This window comes from Duganella radicis, assembly GCF_009720825.1.
Taxonomy (GTDB): domain Bacteria; phylum Pseudomonadota; class Gammaproteobacteria; order Burkholderiales; family Burkholderiaceae_D; genus Rugamonas; species Rugamonas radicis.
This window is the reverse complement of the sequence record NZ_WNKY01000026.1, coordinates 33,682-55,027: the sequence shown is the minus strand read 5'-3', so window position 1 is coordinate 55,027 and position 21,346 is coordinate 33,682. Positions and strand designations below refer to the sequence as shown.

Genomic DNA, 21,346 nt, shown 5'->3' with positions numbered 1-21,346 from the left:
GCTTTCTCAGGCGCGCAGCCAGCGGCGCAGTTGCTCGGCGTGCTTTTCCGGGTGCAGGAAGAAGTAGTTGGTCGGGATGGTGTGCTCGTCCATCAGGCCGAAGCGCGCCAGCCGGCCATCCTCGGCCGTGTAGACCTCATAGCCCAGGCCGCGGAACAGGGTGAAGATCTCGTTGGGGTTGTAGTTGAACTTGGCCGACCACTTGCGCAGGATTTCCGACAGCACGATGGGCTTGTCGCGCGCGATGGTTTGCAGGCCGCCCTTGAACACCAGCAGCTCGGCGCCCTCGACGTCGCACTTGATGAAGTCCACCCGCGCGCCGGTTTCGGCCGTGTAGTCGTCCAGGGTGCGCACCTGGCATTGCGCGGTGCGCACGTCGTCGCGCCCGGTCAGGTTGACGGCCGAGGCGTTGCCCGAGCCCTCCGGCGGATAATAGAAGGTGAACTCGCCGGCGCGCTCGGACAGGCCGAAGTTGTGCGGCTTGATGTTGGCGCTGGCGTTGAGCGCCAGATTGGTGCTCAGGTGGCCGTAGGTGGTCGGGATCGGCTCGAAGGCGTACACCGTGGTGGCGCGGCGCGAGGCGGCGATGTTGAGCGCGTACCAGCCGATGTTGGCGCCGATGTCGAAGAAGTTGTCGCCGTCGGCCACCAGGTTTTCCATCATGGTGGCTTCTTCTTTTTCATAGTCGAAGAAGTTCAGCGTTTCCATCGGCGCCACGCGGTAGTCGCCCGGGGTGCAGGCGATGCGGATGCCGCGGTCGCGCGAGGTCATCACCACCTTGCCGTCCTCCACCTCGATCTTGCGCACATTGGTCTGGCCGATATAGCGGGCGTAGTCGAACAGCACCGCGTGGTGCGCCTCGTACATGGTCTTGATGAAGGTGGGCTTGTCGATCGCGCCTTGCTGGAACTGGTCCTGCGTGGTTTGGATGGAAATCATGTGAGCACTCGCGGTGAGGATTCAGGACAGGGAGGCATGCCAGCCGTTCAGCTGCAAGCCCATTTTTTCGCGCAGGTAGTCTTGCGAGCCGGCCACGCTGATGAAGGCGTTGGGGATGGCCAGCCGCTTCACCGCCGGCAGCGCGGCCAGCGCGCCGTCCGACAGCAGGTCGTGCAGGCGCTCCAGCACGGCCGAGCCGAAGCCGCCGTTGGCCTGGTGTTCCTCCAGCGTGGCGATGTGGCGGTAGCGTGCGGCCAGCGCGGCCAGCTGCGGCGCGTCGATGGGGTTGACGAAGGGGAAGCTGTACAGGTCGATGTGGGGCGCGTGCTGTTCGAGGTAGCGCGCCGCCGCGCCGACCATGTCGCCAGTGGCGAACACCGCTGCCGTGGCGGCCGCGCTGGAGCGCACCGGCACGATGCCGCCCAGCGTCAGCGCCGGCGGTTGCGGGTGCAGGCGCGGCTCGCCGGCCTTGTTCAGGCGCATATAGCACGGGCCGCGGTGCTGGGCGATGAAGGCGGTCATGGCGTCCACCTCGGCCGGGTCGCCGGGCGCCGTCACCACCATGCCGGGGATGGTGCGCAGCATGCCGATTTCCTCGGTGGTGTGGTGCGAGGTGCTCAGCGGGCCGTAGGCATAGCCGCCGCCGACCGCGATGATTTTGACGTTGGCCTCGTGGTAGGCGACGTCGTAGCGGATCTGCTCCATCGCGCGCAGCGTTGGGAAGTTGCCGATCGAGTAGCAGAACACCGTGTAGCCTTCCATGCTCAGGCCGGTCGCCAGGCCCACCATGTTTTGCTCGGCGATGCCGACGTTGAGGAAGCGGTCCGGGAAGGCGGCGGCGAACGGCTCCAGCACCGAGTAGCCGAGGTCGCCGCACAGCAGGAAGATGCGCTCGTCGGCCTGCGCCTGCGCCATCAGGGTCTGGATAAAACTGTTTCTCATGCTTGTCCTTTCGCGGCCCGCAGCTCGGCGCTCGCCGCGGCGAACTGGGCGGCGTCCGGCGACTTGTAGTGCCAGGCCAGCTGGTGTTCCATGAAGCTCACGCCCTTGCCCTTGACGGTGTGGGCGATCACCACGCGCGGCTTGCCGTTGCGGCCATCCGGCGCCAGCGCGGCGGCCAGGGCCGCGTGGTCGTGGCCGTCGACCTCGACGGTGTCCCAGTTGAAGGCGCGGAACTTGTCGGCCAGCGGGTCGAGGTTGAGCACCTCGGCGGTGCTGCCGAAGCTCTGGATCTTGTTGTAGTCGACCACCAGGGTCAGGTTGTCGAGCCGGTGGTGCGGGGCGAACAGGATGGCTTCCCAGTTGGAGCCCTCGTCGAGCTCGCCGTCGCTGACGATGGCGTAGGTGTGCCACGCGGCCTGGCGGCGCTTGCCGGCCAGCGCCACGCCGGCCGCCACCGAGAGCGCGTGGCCCAGGCTGCCGGTCGACAGTTCGACGCCGGGCACCTTGTGGTTGACGTGCGAGGTGAAGTAGCTGCCGTTGTCGGTGAAGGTGTCGAGCTCGGATTGCGGGTAGAAGCCGGTTTCGGCCAGCACGGCGTACAGCGCGGTGCAGGCGTGGCCCTTGCTGTAGAACAGGCGGTCGCGCTGCGGCGCCCTGGGCTGGGCCGGGTCGTAGCGCAGCACGCCGCCGTACAGCACGGCCAGCACGTCGGCCACCGAGAACGCGCCGCCCAGGTGGGAGGCGCGCTTGGTGTGGCACATATGCAGGCATTGCAGGCGGATCGCGCGCGCCAGCTCGATGGTGGTTGCGGTCATGGCAGATAACTTTCTATGGTGCGGCGGAAGCCGTCGGCCACCGAGGTGGCGGGGGTCCAGCCCAGCGCTTGCGCCTTGGCGATGTCGGGGGCGCCGCGCTGCACGGCGCTGGCCAGGTAGTGGTCGCCCTGCTGGCGTTCGACGAAGCTGACGCTCAGGCCTTTTTCCGGGTACAGGCCGACCAGCAGCTGGCCCAGGCCGCGCATGCTGATCTCGCCGTCCGGGTTGCCGATGTTGTAGGCCTGGCCGCTCTCGCCGTCCAGCAGCACCTTCCAGAAGCCGGCCACGGCGTCGGCCGAGTAGCAGAACGAGCGCGTGGCCAGGCCGTCGCTCTTGAGCGCGATCGGCTGGTTGCGCAGGATGCAGGCGACGAAGTCGGCGTACACGCGGCCGTCGTCCAGCTGCATGCGCGGGCCGTAGGTGTGGAACGGCCGCACGATCCTGGCCGGCACGCCGTGCTGGTGGTGCCAGGACACGCACATATTCTCGCCCATGCGCTTGCTCTCGGCGTAGCAGGCGCGCACGGCGGTCGGGTCGACCGTGCCGTAATCCTGCTCGGCGGTCGGCACCTTGCTGGCCGCGCCATACACCTCGCTGCTGCTGAAATACAGGAAACCCTTGCTGCCGCTGGCGCGCGCCAGTTCCAGCAGGGCCGCGGTGCCCAGCGTGTTGGCGCTCAGGGTGCCGACCGGATCGGTCGAGTAGTACTTGGGGCTGGCCTGGCTGGCGGCGTGGATGATGTAGTCCGGCCGCTCGGCCAGCGTGAACGGCAGGCTGATGTCCTGCTCGATGCACACCAGGTCGGCGCGGCCGGCGTGGTGGGCGTAGCGCTGCTCGAAGCCGGCGCGGTTGCGCACCATGGCCAGCACGCGGATGCCGAGCTGGCGCGTCTCGTTCAGGTACAGCAGGCTCTCGACCATGTAGGATGGCAGGAAGCCGGAGGCGCCGGTGATGCACACCGTCTGGCCGGCCAGGCGGCTCCAGTCCAGCCCCGGCGTGGCCACGATGGCCGCCATGTCGGCGGTTTCGATCGGATGACGGCTGCCCATGTTCAGAAGCCGACCCCGAAGAATTCTTCCAGCTTGGTCACCGCGAAGTCCAGCATCTCGCGCGTCAGGCCCGGGAACACGCCGATCCAGAAGGTGTCGTTCATCACGCGGTCGGTGTTGGTCAACTCGCCCGAGACGCGGTAGGTGCGGCCCTGCATGTAGGGCTGGCGGATCAGGTTGCCGGCGAACAGCAGGCGGGTGCCGATCTTGTGCTGGTCCAGATAGGTCAGCAGGTCGACGCGCGAGACATTGGCCTCCGGCTTGAGGGTCATCGGGAAACCGAACCACGACGGGTCCGAGCCTTCGGTGGCCTCCGGCAGGATCAGGAACTCGGCGCACGATTGCAGGCGTTGCTTCAGGTAGGCGAAGTTGTCCTTGCGGGCCTGGATGAAGTCGTGCGCGCGGTCGATCTGGGCCAGGCCGCAGGCCGCCTGCATGTCGGTGATCTTCAGGTTGTAGCCGAGGTGGCTGTAGGTGTACTTGTGATCGTAGCCTTCCGGCAGCGTGCCCAGCTTCCAGCAGAAGCGCTTGCCGCAGGTGTTGTCCTTGCCCGGCGGGCAGTAGCAGTCGCGGCCCCAGTCGCGGAACGACTCGGCGATCATCTTCAGTTCCGGATGGTTGGTAAACACCGCGCCGCCCTCGCCCATGGTGATGTGGTGGGCCGGGTAGAACGACATGGTGCCGATGTCGCCGAAGGTGCCCACCATCTTGCCCTTGTAGGTCGAGCCCAGCGCGTCGCAGCAGTCCTCCACCAGCCACAGATTGTATTTCTTGCAGATGGCGGTGATGGCGTCCAGGTTGTACGGGTTGCCCAGGGTGTGGGCCAGCATGATGGCCTTGGTCTTGGGCGAGATGGCCGCTTCCAGCTTGGTGACGTCGATGTTGTAGGTGCCCAGCTCCACGTCCACGAAGACCGGCACCGCGCCGAACTGGATGATGGGGTTGACGGTGGTCGGGAAGCCGGCCGCCACGCCGATCACCTCGTCGCCCGGCTGGATCGCGCGCGCCCCCAGTTTCGGCGAGGTCAGGGTGTTGAAGGCCACCAGATTGGCCGAGGAGCCCGAGTTGACGGTGATCAGGAAGTTCACGCCGATCAGCTTGGCCAGCCTGGCTTCGAACTGGTCGTTGAAGCGGCCGGTGGTCAGCCAGGCGTCCAGCGAGGCCTCGACCATCAGTTCCATTTCCGGCGCGCCCACCACCTTGCCGGCCGGCGGGATCACAGTCACGCCCGGCTCGAAGGCCTTCGGCACGCTGGCCAGCGCACCGTACTGGCCCACCAGCTTGATGATCTGTTCGCGGAGTTGTTCCTTGCTTTGTACTTCACTCATGATTGCTGCCTTAGATGTATGCGGTGTTTTGATAGGTGTTGATTTGTGCCAGCGTCAGCGCGCGCATGTCGGCGCCCGCCGCGTGCGCCTTGTGCCAGGCGACGATCATGTCGATGGTGTGTCCCAGATGCCAGCGCGGCTGCCAGTGCAGGCGCGCGCGCGCCTTGGAACAGTCCAGCTTGAGGTAGTGCGCCTCGTGCGGTTGCGGGGCGGCGTCCAGCTCCCACGCCGCGCCCTCGCCCCAGCTCTGGCACAGGCGTTCGATGATCCACTCGACCGGGCGGGCGTCGATGTCGTGCGGGCCGAAGTTGAAGCCTTCGGCATACTGCGCGCCGTGCCGGACCAGGTGCTCGGCCAGGGTCAGGTAGCCCGACAGCGGTTCCAGCACGTGCTGCCACGGGCGGATCGCGTGCGGGCTGCGGATGCGCACCGGCTTGCCGGCGCCGATGGCGCGCACCATGTCGGGGATCAGGCGGTCCCCGGCCCAGTCGCCGCCGCCGATCACATTGCCGGCGCGGCCCGAGGCCAGCGCCACGCCATGCTCGGCGTACTGTTCCGGATTGAAGAAGGACGAGCGGTAGCCGGCCGTCACCAGCTCGGCGCAGGCCTTGCTGTTGCTGTACGGGTCGTAGCCGCCGAAGGCTTCGTTCTCGCGGTAGCCCCAGGCCCATTCCTTGTTCTCGTAGCACTTGTCGCTGGTGACGTTGACCACCGCCTTGATGCCGGGCGTGGCGCGCACCGCTTCAAACAGGTTGACCAGCCCCATGACGTTGGTGGCGTAGGTCTCGACCGGATGGGCGTAGGAATAGCGCACCAGCGCCTGCGCCGCCATGTGGATGACGATCTCCGGCCGGGCCTCCTGCATGGCTTGCCGCAGGGCGGCGCCGTCGCGGATATCGCCGGTGATGGAGCTCATGCCGTCGCCGACCCGCGCCGCCTCGAACAGGCTGGGCTGGCTTGGCGCCGGCAGCGCGTAACCGGTCACGTGCGCGCCCAGCTGTTGCAGCCACAGGCTGAGCCAGCTGCCTTTGAACCCCGTGTGGCCGGTCAGGAATACCCGCTTGCCGTGCCAGAACGATGGCGTCATGGCCACTTCTTCCACGGCGCCTTGCCGTTTTGCCACAGGTCTTCCAGCAGGATGCGGTCGCGCAGGGTGTCCATCGGCTGCCAGAAGCCGTGGTGCAGGAAGGCGTCCATCTGGCCTTCGGCGGCCAGGGTTTCCATCGGTTCCTTTTCCCAGGTGGTGCTGTCGTCGGCGATGTAGTCGATCACCTTCGGCGACAGCACGAAGTAGCCGCCGTTGACCCAGGCGCCGTCGCCCTGCGGTTTTTCCTTGAAGCTGGTGATGACCTGGCCATCGATATCGACCGCGCCGAAGCGGCCCGGCGGCCGCACCGCGGTCATGGTGGCCAGCTTGTCGTGTTGTTTATGGAAGGCCAGCGTGGCGCCGATGTCGAGGTCGGACAGGCCGTCGCCGTAGGTGAAGCAGAAGGCTTCGTCGTCTTCGAGGTAGCGGCGCACGCGCTTGAGGCGGCCGCCGGTCAGGGTGTCGGCGCCGGTGTCGACCAGCGTGACTTTCCACGGCTCGGCAAAGCGCTCGTGCACCTCCATGCTGTTCTTTTGCAGATCGAAGGTGACGTCCGACGTGTGCAGGAAATAGTTGGCGAAGAATTCCTTGATCACATAGCCGCGGTAGCCGCAGCAGATGACGAAGTCGTTGATGCCGTGGACCGAGTAGCTCTTCAGGATGTGCCACAGCACGGGCTTGCCGCCCACCTCGACCATGGGCTTGGGCTTCACCGTGGTTTCCTCGCTCAATCGCGTACCCAAGCCACCGGCCAAAATGACTGCCTTCATGCTATCTCCGAATATGATGTGTGCAGTTGCATTCTAACCGAAAAGCAAGACCGTTTTGGCCCTTGTTTCCGCTATACTCTGTTCACTATATCTTGGGAGTAACGGAGATGGCCATTGAAAAAGTCCTGTTGATGCACGGCCCGGCGGTATTGGAAGAACGGCCTGCCTACCCGGACGAACTGTTCTATCCACACGTGGCCTACGATGCCCGTCCCGGCATCCGTTTGATGGCCATCGCCTTCCGCGCGCTGGGCTTCAAGATCGCCTACAGCGGCTGGGAGGAAGACGGCGAATGGCTGCGCGAAAACGCCGCGCTGTTCGACTTCCTGGTGGTGTCGGACCAACACCGCCTGAACACCGACAGCACCTTCTTCGGCAAGGTGATCGGCAATAACAAAGAGAAGCTGTACTACGCCGCGCTGGCCGGCATCCGCGCCGTGCGCGCCGGCCTGGGCGACGACGCCATCGTGTACCGCGTGCGCGCCGACGTCACCGTGCATCAGGGCGTGATCGACCAGCACGTGACGCAGATCCGCCGCCACTCGGGCGACATCATGGTCGAGTACTGCGACGTGAAGAATATGTTCTCGACCCCGGACTTCATGCTGCTGGGCGAGGTGGGGGTGCTGGACGCCATCTACACCGGCTTGTACGAACGCAGCCGCGCCGGCGAGGCTTACCATGTGTCGTCGCATATCGACCACACCATGGCCTTCTTCGCCTTGCAGGAGCAGGGCGTGGTGGGCAACATCATTTGCATGAACCGCATGGTGCACGACACGGTGATCTGGCGCGGCCTGCCGCGCCACTTCCAGGAGATCAACCCGGCGTTGCAGGCCACGCGCTCGTTCGGCACCGTGATGACCATGGGGCCGGGCCTGACGGTGGCGCAGCTGCTGGCGCAGATCGCGCCGGGCGCCTCGGGCAAGAACGAGCGGATCAAGCCGCCCACCGCCCTTTAAATCACGCGGACAAGGCCTGGCCCAGCGGATGGGCCAGGAAGAAGTCGAGGTCTTCCGGCACGCCCAGGCCGTACATGCCGGCGCGGTCGCTGCCGATGTTGTAGAAGCCCAGCCTGCTGCCCTTGGCGATCATGCCGTTGTAGGCCGGCGCCACGTAGAACTCGCCGTTGACGCGCTCGTCGTTGGCGATCATGGCGTCGGCGGCGGCGACGAAATCGCTGCCGCGCGCGTAGTTGTAGATGCCCACCGTGGCCTCGTCCGAGACCACCTGCTTTTCCACCACCTCCACGATCGCGCCGTCGGCATTGAAGCGCACGTACGACCATTTCGGGTGGTCGGCGCTCATGGTCATGATCAGGCCGTCCAGCCGCTGCGCTTCCATCACCGCCAGGTAGTCGTCGATATCGATGTCGATGTACTGGTCGCAGTTGGCGATCATCAGCGGCGTGTCGTTGTCGATCAGATCGCGCGTCAGCAGCACGGTGCAAGCCGCGCCTTCGGTCACCTGCGACACCGGCACGATGGCGCAGCCGGGCGCGATCGCCTCCAGCCGCGCGCCCAGGCCGTACTGCTCCAGGTGCGCCTGCTGGCAGACGAAGATGAAGCGGTGCGGCTGGCTCGGCCGCAGATTGTCGATCACCACCTCGATCATCGGGCGCCCGCCGATCGGAATCAGCGGCTTGGGATCGGTGTAGCCCGCCTTGGCGAAGCGGCTGCCGTGGCCGGCCATCGGCACGACGATATGGATCATGGCGCTTCTCCCAGGTATTTGTCGTCCACCGCGCCCGGCACCTTGACCACCACGGTGACGGTGTCTTCCAGCACCACGAAGTCGGTCGACTCCATCGGGTTGATGACGATGATGTCGCCGCTGGCGTATTCGACGCCGTTCATCTGCACGCGGCCGCTCTGGATCACGGTGATTTCCTGCGCGATCTTGTGGTAGTGGCGCGCCTCGCGGTCGCCGGCGCGGTAATGCTTGATGCCGACTTCGGCCGCGCGGGTGGCCAGCACGGTCGGCGTGAAATCGCCGACGAACCAGCCGCGCGTCATGTCTTCCAGTTTGTAGCGTTCCATGCTCAGCCCTTTGGAATGTCGAGGTAGGCGCGCAGGGCGCGCATCCGGTCGCCCTGCCATTCGATGATGTCGACCCCTTCCAGGTGGGTGGCGTCGATGTCGAGCGTGAACTCGATCAGGGTGGTGGCGCCGTCGACGTAGATGTTTTTGGCGCGGAAGGACAGCGCCTTGCAGCCTTCAAACATGCCCTTCATCATGGCCAGCGCGGCGGCCTTGCCCTCGATGCGCTTGACCACCGGGTCTTCCAGCGAAAAATCATCGGTCAGCAGGGCGCCCACGGCGTTCAGGTCGCGCGCGTCAAAGGCGCGGATATAGGCTTCGGTCAGTGCTTTGCTCATGGTTCAATTCATTTGGGTTGGCGGTGCAGCGCGGCTTCGTATTCCTCGATTTTCTTCGGCGAATAGAAGGTGTGATAGGACGCGTTCGGCACTTGCAGCGCGGTCAGCTTGCGGTTCAGCAGGATCAGTTCGTTCAGCACCGGCGCGATGTAGAACACATCGTCGACGCTGGTGTTCTTGCGGATCGAATGCTGGGCCGCCAGCACGAAATCGGCGCCGCGCGCGAAGTAGTAGAAGCCGGCGATGGCGTGGCGGCTGACCGGGTGCTTCTCGGCGGTCTCGACGATGTTGTCGCCGTTCTCCAGGCGGGCGTAGGACCAGCGCGGGTGCACCGAGTCGAAGGTCAGGGCGCCGGCGTCGCTGCCGCGCGCGCGGAACTGCGCCAGGTAATCGTTGAGGTCGACCTCGAACACCTGGTCGGCGTTGACGATCACCAGCGGTTCATCGGCGCCGATGTAGTCGATCGCCAGCAGCGCGCTACAGGCGGCGCCCTGGGTCGGATGGGTCAGGCGGATGATGACGGTGTCGCCGCCGGCCAGCAGGCGCACCGTGCTGTCCAGGTGGTAGCGGCTGCAATCCTCGTCGCGCAGGATGAAGATGAAGCGCTTTTCCTCGGTGATGGTGCCGAGGTTCTCGATCAGGTACTGGATCATCGGCTTGCCGGCGATCTCGATCAGCGGTTTCGGGAACGGGAAGTCGGCGCCCTCGAAGAACATCGACGGCACGCTCAGTGGAACGATGATGTTAAGCATGCTTGGCCTCCAGTCCGGCGATGGTCTGCGTGATGTTGGCGTAGTTGACTTCGCGCACGTCGTGCACGCACAGCACGTGGGCGCCGGAGTCGCGCGCGGCCTTGATGCCGTTCGGATTGTCTTCGACGATCAGGCATTCCGTCGGTTGCAGGCCCATGCGTTCGATGGCTTTCAGGTACATGTCCGGCGCCGGCTTGGGCGCGCTCACGTCTTCGTTGGACAGGAAAAAGTCGAGGAAGGGCAGCAGCTCGGCGCGCTCCATCATCATGGCGATGGTGTTGCGGATCGAGTTGGAGCACACCGCCATGCGGTAGCCCTCGGCCTTCAGGCGCGACAGCGCGAACTGGTGCTGGAACACCGGCTTGCACTTGGCGTAGATCACTTCCATGGTGTAGATCTGCTTCATCTCGTTGATGAAGCCGTGCAGCGCTTCCGGCAGGCCGCGCTCCATCGACAGCATGCGCAGCTTGGTCTTGGTCGGCAGGCCGTCGTAGGTGACCAGGTGGTCGTAGCGGCTGATGGCCATGCCGAACAGCGTCAGGGCGCGGTTGAGCGCCTCGAAGTGCCATTCCTTGGCATCGATCAGCACGCCATCCATATCGAAGATGATGGCTTTAATCTTGGTCACGGAAAAAATCCTTTGCGGCTTGGGGGAAATCGGTGCACAGGCTGAGCGCGGCGTGGCGGTGCAGGCCGGCGTCGCGCAGGCGCTGCCACAGCGCCAGGTGCGGGCGGCGGTGCAGCTCGGGCGAGACGATGCAGACTTGCTTGCCCTGTTCCAGCCAGTGCGTGATGTGGCTGGTCTCGTACCACTCGCCATGGAAGGCGTCCAGCCAGACGCCGGCGGCGCGCTCGATGAAGGACGGCGCGGTTTCGTATTCGCTGTGGCGGGTGTAGGTCGTCAGCCCGCGTTGCAGGTAGCCCAGGGCGTCCGGCACGGCCATGTCGAACACGAAGGCGTCGGCGGTGTGGTGCGCGGCCAGCGCGGCGGCGACCGGTGCTTGCAGGCCGTCGGCCTTGATGTTGAGCGCCAGCGGCCGGCTGGCCGGGTAGCGCGCGCACAAGGCCAGGAAGGCGTCCAGCGTCATTTCGCCGCCTCCCGGCATGTCGTGCGAGATGACGACGTCGCGGCCGCTGTCGCGCAAATCGGTCTCGATGCCGAAGCCGCCTTCCAGCGCGCGTTCAAACGCCGCCAGTGAGTTTTTTTCCTGATCCTGGAGCCAGTATCCCCGGTGCGCGACTATTTTCATGCTTGCGTGTTGGAGCAGAAGAAGAGCTTGTGATTGTACCCGGTTTGCTTCCCTGCGGCACTATTCGAGCAGCAGGTGGTAGCCCTGCCGCAGCGCCTGCTGGATGGCTTCGCGGCGCGCCAGCGGGGCCGCCGCCAGCGTGGCGTGGTGGGCCGTGGCCAGCGCCGACAGCGCTTGCAGGCGCTGGGCCAGCAGGGCTTTGTAGCGGGCGTTGTCGGGCAGGTAATGCTGGCGCGTGTGGGCCTCGTACAACAGGTACAGGCGTTCCAGCGCCAGGTCGAGTTGCTCATCGATGGCGGGCGTGGCGGCCGCCTCGGCCGTGGTGCGCGGATAGTGCGACAGCGGCGCGGCGATGTAGGCGCAGTCGCGGCCGTTGAGGCTGGCCAGTAGGGTGGCAATGCCGGGCAGACGGGTGTAGCGCTTGCCCTGATAATGGCCGAAGCCGGCGCCCAGGTCGGTGCGGCGCAGCAGCAGGGCGGCGGGTTCGCACAAGGCGCCGCCGACGCTGTGTTCGTCGGTCAGCAGCAGGGCGGCCAGCGAGGCGCCGCCGACCGCGCTGTCGGCCGTCAGCAGCGGCGCGGCGGGTTGCAGGGGCTGGCCGTCGGCGCGCGGCGGGCGCCAGCAGGCGACCAGGCCCAGTGCCGGGTAGTTCTGATAGCAGGCCGCCATGCGGCTGAGCTTGTCGGCTTGCAGGCATTCGCCGGGGGCGGCCACGGCCACGTATTCGCCCAGCGCCAGGGCCAGGCAGTGGTCGAGGTTGTCGGCCGGCGCCATGTCGTGGGCACGATGGTAGCGCAGTTGTGAATGGCGGCGCAGCAGCGGAGCCAGGCGGCGCTGGCAGGTGTCGTCGGCGCTGCTGTCGCTGACGATGATTTCGAAGTGGCCGTAGTCCTGCTCCAGCGCGCTGCGCACGGTTTCCTCCAGTGCGTCGGGGGCGGCGGCGTTGGCGGCGATCAGGATGCTGACCATGGCCACGCCCGGATCGCGTTTGCCGCGCGGCGGCGTGGCGCGCTTGCCGCGGCGGGTGCCGGGCTGGGCACCGTTGTCGTTGCCGTGGCTGCTGGCGAGAGCGGCTGGCAGCGGGCGCGCGACTTGCAGGTAGAGCTGTTCCAGCGCGCGTACTTGCGATTCGGCGTCGAACAGGGCGTTGCTGTTGCGTTTGCGAGACAGGCGGGTGCGCAGGCGTGCCAGTTCTTTGGGCTTGGCGGCCAGGCGTGCGGCGGTTTCTTCGTAGCTGCGTTCGCTGTCGGCCACCAGTTCCGGCAGGCCGGCCGCGTGCAGCAGGCTGCCGGCGCCGCGGCTGGCGTAGCTCTGGCCGGCGCGGGTCAGCACCGGCAGGCCGGCCCATAGCGCGTCGCTGGCGCCGATGCTGCCGCTGTGCGGGGCGGTGTCGAGGTAGAGGTCGGCCAGGCGGCAGCGGGCCAGCGTGACGGCTGGCGTGGCCGGCGCGGCGAACACCAGGGCGGCGCTGTGCACGCCGTGGCGCAGCGCGGCCAGGCGCAGGTTGTCGCGCACTGGCTCGCTGTCGGCGCTCAGCCACAGCACGCTGCCCGGCACGGCTTGCAAAATACGCATCCAGCTGGCGAACTGTTCCGGCGTGATCTGCTGCTGCGGGTTGAAGCAGCAGAACACCATGGCGTCGGCCGGCAGGCCGCAGTCGGCGCGGGTCAGCGGCGGCGCGTCGTCGTGGTCGAGGCGGGCGTTCGGGTGGGCGCAGTGCGGCAGGTAGAGCGGGCGTTCGGTGAAGTGCGGCGCCAGCGTGGGCGGGAGCACAAAAGCGTCCGCCAGGACATGATCGATGGCGGCCATGGCGCTGGTGGCGGGCAAGCCGGGCCAGGCGATCTGCACCGGGGCGGGGCGCTGGGCCACGATGCCGGGGCGGCTGTCTTCGTCCAGGCCGTGCAGGTCGATCAGGATGTCGATGTCGTGGGCGCGCAGCGTTTGCGCGGCCTGCACGTCGCCCATGCCGGCCAGGTCGATGTGGTGGTCGAGGCCGGCTACGGCGACTGGCGGCAATGTCGCTGTGCGGGCGGCGGCGCCAGCCAGGGCGCGCGCTGCCGCGTTCGACAAGGCGGCAGGCGATATGCCCCGCGCGGCCCCGGCGCCCGTGGCCGCCGATGCCGCGCGAGATGAACGCGTGCGAAACGGTGGCGCGTTCGATGAGGATGCAGCACACGAGGACGCATCAGATGAGGATGCGCCAGGCGAGGACGCACCAGGCGAGGACGCACTAGGTGAGGACGCACCAGACGAGGACGCATCAGACGCGGGCGCAGTGTCGCCGCCCGGCGTGGCCGCCGTTGTCGCGTTCGGCGGGGCGGTGGGCGAGCCGGGCGGGACCGGGGGGCGCCAGCTGAAGCCGTAAATTTCGAAGCGGTCGCGGTCGTGCAAGCGGTAGAGGCCGGCGCGCAGGCGGGCGATGCCTTCGGCGTTGAAGTCGGCGCACAGGTAGCCGATGCGCAAGCGCTGGTGGCCGTAGCCGTGCGGACCGGCCAGCGGCGCCGGCGCGGCCGCCTGGTTGACGCTGTGGCGGCGCGCGGCGGCCAGGTGTTGTTCGGGATCGTCGCTGGCGTCCACGGTGGCGGCCGGCGAGGCGGCCTCGGCCAGATCGCTCTCGCGCACGCCCGGCGGCGGCGCCACCACCGGCCACGCGCATTGCTGCTGGCGCAGGCGCAGCCACTGCGCCATCACCGCCGGCTGGCGCGGATCGAGCAGCAGACTGCGCGACAAGGCTTCCTCGGCCTCGCCGTACAGATGGCGCGCGGCAGCCAGGCGGCCCAGGTGGTTGAGCGCTTGCAGCTGCTGCGGCCGGCTGGCCGGCAGTTCGGGATCGATTTGCGCCAGGGCCGCGCGCCAGGTGGCCAGCGCGGCATCGGGCTGTTGCAGGCGCTCCTGCAAGGCGCCCAGCGCCACGCGGGCATCGAGGAAATCGGGCTTGATGGCCAGCGCCGCGCGCAGCGACGGTTCGGCTTCGCGCTGGTCGCCATTCTGCATTTGCAGCACCGCCAGGTTGTACCAGCCGGCGTACAGCAGCGGGGTGTCGGTGCAGCGCAGCCACAGGTGGTACAGCTCGGCGGCGCGGGCGGCGTCGCCCGCCTGGCCCAGCAGGCCGGCCAGGCCGAACAGTTCGACAATCGGCAACTCGCCCTGCCGCGCCAGCGCGAACGCCAGCGTGCTGGCGCGCGCCAGTTCATTGGCGGCCAGGGCCCGGTTCAGTTCCTGCAAGGGCGACGGATCGCTGGGGACGCTGTGGCTCATACACCTATTGTGGGCGCATTTCGCGCCAGACACAACCGCTTAGAGGTTGTTTCAAAATGCACGCGGCGAGGCGTGGCGACGAAGACAGTGCGCCTGCACGGCAAGGAGCCGCAACGAAGCCGCGGGCTTTTTGAAACGACCTCTTAGAACAGGCCGTGGGCGGCGACGAAATCATGCCATGCGGCCAGGAACGGCGTATCGGCGCCCGGTTCGCCGGCCATCAGGGCCGGCAGCACCGCGCGGATCGCCTCGGTATCGGCCTCGTTGCGGTAGTGCCACAGCACATTGCTGCCCACCGCGTTGAAGCAGAACTGCGCCTGCTCCTGGTTGATCAGCCCGCGACGCAAGCCAATCAGCGCCAGGCCGAGATAGCTCATGATGGCGCACTTCATCGCGGCCGAGGTGCTCACCGCCGAGTTCTGGTTGGCGCTCTGGCGGAAGAAGCCCAGGTGCTCGTTGATGAAGCACATCGGATGCGCATGCGCGCCGCAGATGAACGCGCCCAGATCCTCCAGCCCGCTGATGGCGATGCCGTCCACCTGGCGCTTGACGATCACATCGGCCACATCGGCCCGCATCACGGTGTTGGACACCTCGCCCAGCCAGTTGGCGGCGCGGCCGACGGTGCTGACGAACAGCGCGTTGGCGTCCAGCGAAATCAGGCGCTGCGGGTGGTTGTCCACCGCTTCCGGCAGATTCAGGCTGTGGCGCACCGGCTGGCCCATCTCGTTGGCGTACCAGCGGCGGCTGATGGTCGAGCTGAAATAGCCCGACATGTGGGCCTGGCGGTGGCGCGCGTAAAAGTGCGGGTAGATGATGTCGTCGTCGCACAGGATGTGCAACAGCTCGGTCTCGCCGCCCCAGGCCTCGATGCAGTGCGCCCAGTTGGCGTGGGCGCCGCGGCGCGGGCCGACGATGGTGCTGACGTTCAAATGCGCGATCAGCGACTTCACCGGCTCCGATTCCAGCATGGCGATGAAGCTCTGGTCCGGGCTGTCGTCGGAAAAAATGATGCGCTCGGGCGCTTCGGTCTGCTGCGCCAGCGCGGCCAGCAGTTCCATCAGGTACTTGGGTTTATACGCGGGGATGACCGTGGTAATTTTCATCGGAGAGCGGGGCGATATGGTTAGGGAGTGTTCCAGCCGGCCACCACGTCGGCCGGATAGCCGCGGTGGAAGTGGCGGGTCCACGGATAGGCCGACTGGTCGCTGCCGTCCTTGAGGCGGATCTTGCTGGCATCGCACAGATAGCGCGCCGGATTGCCGGCCACCACCGTGTGCGGTTCGACGTCGCGGTGCACCTTGCTGTGGGCCGCCACCAGCGCCCGTTCGCCGACCTTGACGCCGGGCAGGATCACCGACATGGCGGCGATCGCCGCGTAGTCGCCGATGGTGGCGCCAACCAGCACGTTGCTGGGCGGGTGCGGGTCGTTGGTCAGCACCACGTAGGGCAGCAGCCAGACGAAGTTGCCGACCTTGGACATCTTGCCGATGAACACGTTCGACTGGCAGCGCACATAGTCGCCGATTTCGCAGTCGCCCTGGATATCGTTCATGGTGCCGATCTGGAAGGCCACGCCGGCCACGGTTTTCTCGCGCACCACCACGCGGTGGCCGGTGACCAGCTTGTCGCCGAAGCGCGAGCCCGCATAAAACACCGAATGCGAGCGGATGCGCGCGCCGGCGCCGATCACCAGCGGCAGGCCGTCGGCCAGCGGGGTCGGGTAGCCGATTTCGCAATAGCCGTCGATCACCGAGTGGTCGCCGATCTCCACGTTGTCATGGATGATGGTGAACGGGCCGACGCTGACGTTGGCGCCCAGCCGCGCGTGCGGCGAGACGATGGCGCTGGGATGGATCATGATGGCTTCCTCAGGCGCCGCAGAACTTGCGCACGGCCGCCACCACTTCCAGCGCGTCGGCGTCGCTCATGGTCGGGCCCATCGGCAGGCTCAGCACTTCGCGGTGAATGGCTTCGGCCAGCGGGAAGTCGCCCTGTTTGTAGCCCAGGTCGGCGTACGCCGGTTGCAGGTGCGGCGGCACCGGGTAGTGCACGATGGTGCCGATGCCCTGCCCGGCCAGCGCCTTGGCCAGCTCGTCGCGGCGGGCGTGGCGGATCACGTACACATGCCACACCGGCTCGGCCCACTCCGGCACCTGCGGCAGCGCCAGGCCCGGCACGCCGGCCAGCTCGCGCGCGTAGATGGCGGCGATGGCGCGGCGGCGCGCGTTGTCGCTGTCCAGCTTGGGCAGCTTGACGTTCAGCAGCGCCGACTGCACCTCGTCCAGGCGCGAGTTATAGCCCGGCACCTCGTTGTAATACTTGACCTTGGAACCGTAGTTGCGCAGCGTGCGGATGCGTTCGGCCAGCGCGGCGTCGTTGGTGGTGACGGCGCCGCCGTCGCCCAGCGCGCCCAGGTTCTTGCCCGGATAGAAGCTGAACGCGGCCGCATCGCCCAACTGGCCGGCCACGCCGCCGCGGTAGCGCGCGCCGTGGGCCTGGGCCGCATCCTCGATCAGCTTGAGGCCGTGCTTGGCCGCCAGCGCCTTGAGCGGGTCCATGTCGGCGGTCTGGCCGTACAGGTGGACCACCAGGATGGCCTTGGTGCGCGCCGTGATGGCCGCCTCCACGCGGGCCGGATCGATGTTGAAGCTGTCCGGCGCCGGTTCCACCGGAATCGGCGTGGCGCCGCAGTCGCTGACCGCCAGCCAGGTGGCGATGAAGGTGTTGGACGGCACGATCACCTCGTCGCCGGGGCCGATGCCGTAGGCTTTCAGGATCATGAAGATGGCGTCCAGGCCATTGGCCACGCCGATGCCGTGCTGGCTGTCGCAGTAGGCGGCGAAGTTGGCCTCGAAGGCCGACGTCTCCGCGCCCAGGATGTACCAGCCCGAGTGCAGCACGCGCTTGAAGGCGGCCTCCAGCTCGTCGGCTTGCGACAGATTGATGGCTTTCAGGTCGAGGAAGGGGACGCTCATGGGGTACTCGCTTAAGTGGTGTTATTTCTGCTTGTGCTGGTGCGCGGCCGCGACGAACTCGTCGTAGTCGTGATAGTAGTCGTGCGGATCGTACTTGGTCGAGGCCAGCACCAGGCACACGCCGCCGGACGAGAAGTTCTCGACCTCGCGCCACATCATGCCCGGCACGTACAGGCCGTAGTAGGACCGGTTCAGCTGGAATTTCTTGCGCTGGTAGCCATCGTCGACGATGACGTCAAAGCTGCCCGACATGGCGATGAACAGCTGTTGCAGCTCGATGTGGCCATGGCCGGCGCGCGACGAGCCGCCCGGCACGTCGTACAGGTAGTACACGCGGGCGATGTCGAACGGCACATGGATGCCGCCCTCGATCACCGACAGGTTGCCGCGGGGGTCGTGGTGCTTGGGCAGGTCGATCAGCCGGCATTGATCCATCATGGTGTGCTTGCTCCCGGTTAGGCGGCCACGGCCGTCACAATATATTGCCAAGGCAGGGCGTCTTCCACCGCCACCACCGGATCGACGCCGCTGGCGCCGGCCATCAGGCGGATCGCCGGCAGGTATTTCTCGCGCGCCGGCTCGTCGGTGATGCGGGCGCTGCCGCCGCTGATCTGGAAGCCCGACTGTTGCAGCAGCTCCAGCAGGGCGCCGCGGGTGAACACGCGCTTGCGCGACTTCTCCAGCGCGCCGCCGTAGCGCAGGTCGCCGGCGTTGAGGCGGGCCTGGATGCTCCAGTGCTGGAAGTTGCGGATGGTGATCACCAGCTTGCCGCCGGGGGCGATGCTGGTGCGGATCTTGCGCAGCACCTCCCACGGATCGTTGAGCTGTTCCAGCGCCTCGTCCATGATCCAGCAATCGGCGCCGCGCACGTGGTCCCACAGGTCCGAGCCGCCGTGCTCGATGTCGGCGTTGAAGACGAAATCGCAGTGCAGGCGGGCGGCCTGGGCCGGCGCCGGATCGGCCTCGATGCCGGTGTAGTTGACGATGGCGTTGCGCGCCTTGTAGGCCTTGGCGAAGGCGCCGTCGCGGCAATGCACCTCGACCACCTTGCGCGCCTCCAGCGGCACGAATTGCAGCAGGTCGGTGTTGACGGTGCTGGTGGCGCTCGGCAGGTCGTAGTGGTAGCCGCCGGTGCGGATCACCGTGCCCTGCCAGTCGTGCTTGATGTAATTGCGTTTCGGCGGCTTGGGCGCGAAGTCTTCCTTCACCCAGTCCAGGCTGTCGATCAGCTGGTGCTGGCCGGCCTGGTGGATCGCCAGCATGGCGGCGATCATCGGCGCGCCGTGCTTGATCGGCATCGGCCACTGGCGCACCACCTCGATATTGGTCAGCATGCAGGCCGGGTGCAGGTAGCGCACATTGCCGTCGGCGCGGTCGTAGCCGGCCTCGTTCACCGGCTGGATGCTGCCGACGCCGTACATGCCCGGGCGCAGTGCGCTGTGCAGCGATTCCAGGAAGCCGCCCTGGATGATCTCGACGTCGGAATCGAGGAACAGCACCTCGCCCGACAGGCCCAGGTGGTTGATCGCCCACGCCAGGCCGGGGCCGTGGTGGATGTTGTAGCCGAACGGGATGAACTCGACGTTGTCGTGGCGGTCGGTGATGGCGCGGATCTGCTCGGCCACGTCCGGATTGGAGCCGTCGATCACGTACACGCGGTTGCTGTAGAACTGGCGGAAGGTGCGCAGCAGCGCCTCGATCAAATCGGGCGAGTTGTACGACACCGTGACCACCGGAATCTGGTCGATCCGCACCGGCTCGGCCTGGGCCTGCTCGGACGGATGGACCGCGTGCTGCGGCGCGGCCAGGCGCGGCGCGGCCGGCTTGGCCACCTGTTGCAGCACCTGCTCCAGATTGCGCACGAAGCGCGGGCTGTCGAACAGGGCGCAGGTCAGGCGGTTGGCGGTCAGCTGGCGCTTCATGGCGGCGATGCGCTGCGGATCGTTGGCCAGCGCCACCGCCTTTTCCTCGTAATCGGCGAAGTTATAGGTGATCAGCTGCGGCAGGTCGACCGCGCGCAGCAGGCTGCCGGCCATGCGCGACGAGAAGGTCTGGCCGGCGCAGGTCAGCAGCGGCAGGCCGGCCCACAGGGCATCGCTGGCGGTGGTGCCGGCGTTGAACGGGAAGGTGTCGAGGAACAGGTCGGCCAGCTGGTAGCGCGCCAGGTACTCGGCCGGCACCGCGCGGGTGTTGAACAGAATGCGCTTGCGGTCGATGCCGGCCTGCTCGGCGTGGCGCCACAGGTTCTCGCGCACTTCCGGATAATCGGCCACCAGCCACAGCACGCTGTTCGGCACGCGGCGCAGGATATTCATCCACACCGCGAACAGATCGGGCGTGAACTTGAAATTGTTGTTGAACGAGCAAAAGACAAACGCATCCTCCGGCAGATTGACCGAGGCGCGGGTCGGCTTGGGCGCGATGGCGCGCTGGCGGTCGTTGATCTGGAAGCAATCGAGATAGAGCGGCTTCTCGGTGAAGTGCTCGGCCATTTCCGGCGTGATCAGGAACTCGTCGGCCAGCACGTAATCGACGCCGGGCAGCGCAGTGCTGCCGGGGAAGCCGAGGTAGGTCAGCTGCACCGGCGCCGGGCGGTAGGCCAGGATGTTCGGGCGCGCGCCCAGGGTCAGGCCGTGCAGGTCGACCAGGATATCGATCTCGTGGGCGCGGATGGTGCGGGCGGCCTGCTCGTCGGTCAGGGCGTCGATGCGGATGTAGTGGTCCATGGCCTTGACCACGCGGGCGCGGATCGGCGAGCCGTCCTCGCGGCTCCAGCTGAAGGCGTAGACCTCGAACTTGTTGCGGTCGTGCAGCTCGTACAACTCGGCGGTGAGGATGGACACCGCGTGCGAGCAGAAATCGGACGACAGATAGCCGATGCGCAGGCGGCTGTGGCCATAGCCATGGGCGCCGGTCAGCGGCGCCACGGCGGCGTTGACCTTCTCGTGCACGAAGCGGCGCGCGGCGGCCAGCTGCTGGGCCGGGTCGGCGGAGGCGCTCAGCATCGCCAGCGCCGAGGTGCCTTCCATCATGGTGGCGACTGAAATGTGCTCCAGGCCGCTGTACACCGGCCAGTTGCACTGCTTCTGGCGCAGGTGCACCCAGTGCGTCATCACATGCGACTGTTGCGGATCGACGTGCAGGCTGCGCGCCAGCATGGCTTCGGCCTCCGGATAGCGCTTGCGGATTTCCAGCAGGCGGCCGAGATTGTTCAGCGTTTGCACGTACAGGGTGGGATTGGTCTTGATGTCCGGCTCGATGCCGGGCGCCAGAATCGATTCCCACATGGCCAGCGCCTCGTCCGGGCGATTGTTGCGCTCCAGCAGCGTGCCGAGATTCAGGCGCGCCTCGATGAAATTCGGATTCAGCGCCATGGCCTTGCGCAGGACCGCCTCGGCGGCCGCGTCGTCGCCCGATTGCGACAGCATCACCGCCAGATTGAAGCAGGCGGCGTAGGTCAGCGGCGACGGCGTGTGCTCGATCCAGGCGTGATACAGGGCGATGGCGGCTGGCAGCTGGCCCGATTCCTGGAGGACGGCGGCGGCGCTGAACAGATCGGCGATCGACAGGGCGCCCTTGACGGCCATGGCCATCACGGTGCCCAGCGGGCTGTTATCGGCGGGGTTGGGTGCGGCAGGTGCTTGTACGGTCATAGCTGAGCTTGGGAGTGCACAAAAAGGTAGGCCCTATCATACCTTTTGTTGCCAGCTACGGGGCAACTTTTGGCTCAGGAGCAAGACTGTAAAACCCCCACTGCTCCCCATTTAGCAATCCGGGGTCAGTTCTTGCAATCCAACACGA

Annotated in this window: 20 protein-coding genes; 1 reads left to right on the top strand and 19 read right to left on the bottom strand. The window is 66.9% G+C overall.

Features of this window, described 5'->3' with window-relative positions; translation table 11 throughout:
• Positions 1–6: 6 nt before the first annotated feature.
• Genes GM676_RS20705 through rfbF form a run of 7 tightly spaced genes read right to left on the bottom strand, consistent with a single transcriptional unit; the run spans position 7 to position 6,930 of the window.
• Positions 7–939 (bottom strand): FkbM family methyltransferase, encoded by a 933-nt coding sequence (locus GM676_RS20705; protein WP_155465784.1) that lies wholly within the window; start codon positions 937–939, stop codon positions 7–9.
• Between the two features lie 21 nt (positions 940–960).
• Positions 961–1,881, bottom strand: coding sequence for a transketolase family protein (locus GM676_RS20700; protein WP_155465783.1), 921 nt, complete (start codon positions 1,879–1,881; stop codon positions 961–963).
• On the bottom strand, positions 1,878–2,696 hold the full coding sequence (locus GM676_RS20695; RefSeq protein ID WP_155465782.1) for a transketolase: 819 nt from the start codon (positions 2,694–2,696) through the stop codon (positions 1,878–1,880). The genes GM676_RS20700 and GM676_RS20695 overlap by 4 nt, the downstream gene beginning before the upstream one ends.
• Complete coding sequence (locus GM676_RS20690) at positions 2,693–3,745, bottom strand: NAD-dependent epimerase/dehydratase family protein (protein WP_155465781.1); 1,053 nt, start codon at positions 3,743–3,745, stop codon at positions 2,693–2,695. Before GM676_RS20690 ends, GM676_RS20695 begins: the two co-directional genes overlap by 4 nt.
• A 2-nt stretch (positions 3,746–3,747) precedes the next feature.
• The gene (rfbH, locus tag GM676_RS20685) at positions 3,748–5,073 is read right to left on the bottom strand and encodes a lipopolysaccharide biosynthesis protein RfbH (RefSeq protein WP_155465780.1); all 1,326 of its coding nucleotides are present in this window, start codon (positions 5,071–5,073) and stop codon (positions 3,748–3,750) included.
• Between the two features lie 10 nt (positions 5,074–5,083).
• On the bottom strand, positions 5,084–6,160 hold the full coding sequence (gene rfbG, locus GM676_RS20680) for a CDP-glucose 4,6-dehydratase (RefSeq protein WP_155465796.1): 1,077 nt from the start codon (positions 6,158–6,160) through the stop codon (positions 5,084–5,086).
• Positions 6,157–6,930, bottom strand: coding sequence for a glucose-1-phosphate cytidylyltransferase (gene rfbF, locus GM676_RS20675; RefSeq protein ID WP_155465779.1), 774 nt, complete (start codon positions 6,928–6,930; stop codon positions 6,157–6,159). Before rfbF ends, rfbG begins: the two co-directional genes overlap by 4 nt.
• 107 nt (positions 6,931–7,037) lie before the next feature.
• Here rfbF and GM676_RS20670 point away from each other — a divergent pair, with 107 nt between their 5' ends.
• Entirely contained in the window at positions 7,038–7,892 is an 855-nt protein-coding gene (locus tag GM676_RS20670; protein ID WP_155465778.1) for a hypothetical protein, read from the top strand.
• 1 nt (position 7,893) lies between these two features.
• On the opposite strand, the gene GM676_RS20665 is transcribed toward GM676_RS20670, so the two are convergent.
• From GM676_RS20665 to GM676_RS20610, 12 genes are all read right to left on the bottom strand, one after another.
• Complete coding sequence (locus GM676_RS20665; protein ID WP_155465777.1) at positions 7,894–8,643, bottom strand: glycosyltransferase family 2 protein; 750 nt, start codon at positions 8,641–8,643, stop codon at positions 7,894–7,896.
• Complete coding sequence (locus GM676_RS20660; RefSeq protein ID WP_155465776.1) at positions 8,640–8,969, bottom strand: hypothetical protein; 330 nt, start codon at positions 8,967–8,969, stop codon at positions 8,640–8,642. The genes GM676_RS20665 and GM676_RS20660 overlap by 4 nt, the downstream gene beginning before the upstream one ends.
• A 2-nt stretch (positions 8,970–8,971) precedes the next feature.
• The gene (locus tag GM676_RS20655) at positions 8,972–9,307 is read right to left on the bottom strand and encodes a nuclear transport factor 2 family protein (RefSeq protein WP_155465775.1); all 336 of its coding nucleotides are present in this window, start codon (positions 9,305–9,307) and stop codon (positions 8,972–8,974) included.
• 8 nt (positions 9,308–9,315) lie between these two features.
• Positions 9,316–10,059: a glycosyltransferase family 2 protein gene (locus GM676_RS20650; protein WP_155465774.1), complete on the bottom strand. Its 744-nt coding sequence runs from the start codon at positions 10,057–10,059 to the stop codon at positions 9,316–9,318.
• Positions 10,052–10,687, bottom strand: coding sequence for an HAD family hydrolase (locus GM676_RS20645; RefSeq protein WP_371866317.1), 636 nt, complete (start codon positions 10,685–10,687; stop codon positions 10,052–10,054). Before GM676_RS20645 ends, GM676_RS20650 begins: the two co-directional genes overlap by 8 nt.
• On the bottom strand, positions 10,674–11,309 hold the full coding sequence (locus GM676_RS20640; protein WP_155465773.1) for a PI-PLC domain-containing protein: 636 nt from the start codon (positions 11,307–11,309) through the stop codon (positions 10,674–10,676). The genes GM676_RS20645 and GM676_RS20640 overlap by 14 nt, the downstream gene beginning before the upstream one ends.
• A 60-nt stretch (positions 11,310–11,369) precedes the next feature.
• The gene (locus GM676_RS20635; protein WP_155465772.1) at positions 11,370–14,567 is read right to left on the bottom strand and encodes an O-linked N-acetylglucosamine transferase family protein; all 3,198 of its coding nucleotides are present in this window, start codon (positions 14,565–14,567) and stop codon (positions 11,370–11,372) included.
• Positions 14,568–14,710: 143 nt separating this feature from the next.
• Positions 14,711–15,673 carry a glycosyltransferase gene (locus GM676_RS20630; protein WP_155465771.1) on the bottom strand — a complete coding sequence of 321 codons (963 nt, stop codon included), beginning with the start codon at positions 15,671–15,673 and terminating at the stop codon, positions 14,711–14,713.
• A 20-nt stretch (positions 15,674–15,693) separates the two neighbouring features.
• Positions 15,694–16,428, bottom strand: coding sequence for an N-acetyltransferase (locus GM676_RS20625; protein ID WP_155465770.1), 735 nt, complete (start codon positions 16,426–16,428; stop codon positions 15,694–15,696).
• A 10-nt stretch (positions 16,429–16,438) separates the two neighbouring features.
• Entirely contained in the window at positions 16,439–17,545 is a 1,107-nt protein-coding gene (locus tag GM676_RS20620) for a DegT/DnrJ/EryC1/StrS family aminotransferase (protein ID WP_155465769.1), read from the bottom strand.
• A gap of 21 nt (positions 17,546–17,566) precedes the next feature.
• Positions 17,567–17,983, bottom strand: a complete 417-nt coding sequence (locus tag GM676_RS20615) for a sugar 3,4-ketoisomerase (RefSeq protein WP_155465768.1) — start codon at positions 17,981–17,983, stop codon at positions 17,567–17,569.
• 17 nt (positions 17,984–18,000) lie between these two features.
• Positions 18,001–21,198: an O-linked N-acetylglucosamine transferase family protein gene (locus GM676_RS20610; protein ID WP_155465767.1), complete on the bottom strand. Its 3,198-nt coding sequence runs from the start codon at positions 21,196–21,198 to the stop codon at positions 18,001–18,003.
• Positions 21,199–21,346 lie beyond the last annotated feature (148 nt).

Coding starts and splice junctions, on each gene's coding strand:
- GM676_RS20665 (WP_155465777.1), bottom strand. CDS start 8,643: ATGATCCATATCGTCGTGCCGATGGCCGGCCACGGCAGCCGCTTCGCC.
- GM676_RS20695 (WP_155465782.1), bottom strand. CDS start 2,696: ATGACCGCAACCACCATCGAGCTGGCGCGCGCGATCCGCCTGCAATGC.
- GM676_RS20630 (WP_155465771.1), bottom strand. CDS start 15,673: ATGAAAATTACCACGGTCATCCCCGCGTATAAACCCAAGTACCTGATG.
- GM676_RS20700 (WP_155465783.1), bottom strand. CDS start 1,881: ATGAGAAACAGTTTTATCCAGACCCTGATGGCGCAGGCGCAGGCCGAC.
- rfbG (WP_155465796.1), bottom strand. CDS start 6,160: ATGACGCCATCGTTCTGGCACGGCAAGCGGGTATTCCTGACCGGCCAC.
- rfbF (WP_155465779.1), bottom strand. CDS start 6,930: ATGAAGGCAGTCATTTTGGCCGGTGGCTTGGGTACGCGATTGAGCGAG.
- GM676_RS20670 (WP_155465778.1), top strand. CDS start 7,038: ATGGCCATTGAAAAAGTCCTGTTGATGCACGGCCCGGCGGTATTGGAA.
- GM676_RS20690 (WP_155465781.1), bottom strand. CDS start 3,745: ATGGGCAGCCGTCATCCGATCGAAACCGCCGACATGGCGGCCATCGTG.
- GM676_RS20620 (WP_155465769.1), bottom strand. CDS start 17,545: ATGAGCGTCCCCTTCCTCGACCTGAAAGCCATCAATCTGTCGCAAGCC.
- GM676_RS20650 (WP_155465774.1), bottom strand. CDS start 10,059: ATGCTTAACATCATCGTTCCACTGAGCGTGCCGTCGATGTTCTTCGAG.
- GM676_RS20610 (WP_155465767.1), bottom strand. CDS start 21,198: ATGACCGTACAAGCACCTGCCGCACCCAACCCCGCCGATAACAGCCCG.
- GM676_RS20615 (WP_155465768.1), bottom strand. CDS start 17,983: ATGATGGATCAATGCCGGCTGATCGACCTGCCCAAGCACCACGACCCC.
- GM676_RS20660 (WP_155465776.1), bottom strand. CDS start 8,969: ATGGAACGCTACAAACTGGAAGACATGACGCGCGGCTGGTTCGTCGGC.
- GM676_RS20655 (WP_155465775.1), bottom strand. CDS start 9,307: ATGAGCAAAGCACTGACCGAAGCCTATATCCGCGCCTTTGACGCGCGC.
- GM676_RS20705 (WP_155465784.1), bottom strand. CDS start 939: ATGATTTCCATCCAAACCACGCAGGACCAGTTCCAGCAAGGCGCGATC.
- GM676_RS20640 (WP_155465773.1), bottom strand. CDS start 11,309: ATGAAAATAGTCGCGCACCGGGGATACTGGCTCCAGGATCAGGAAAAA.
- GM676_RS20635 (WP_155465772.1), bottom strand. CDS start 14,567: ATGAGCCACAGCGTCCCCAGCGATCCGTCGCCCTTGCAGGAACTGAAC.
- GM676_RS20625 (WP_155465770.1), bottom strand. CDS start 16,428: ATGATCCATCCCAGCGCCATCGTCTCGCCGCACGCGCGGCTGGGCGCC.
- rfbH (WP_155465780.1), bottom strand. CDS start 5,073: ATGAGTGAAGTACAAAGCAAGGAACAACTCCGCGAACAGATCATCAAG.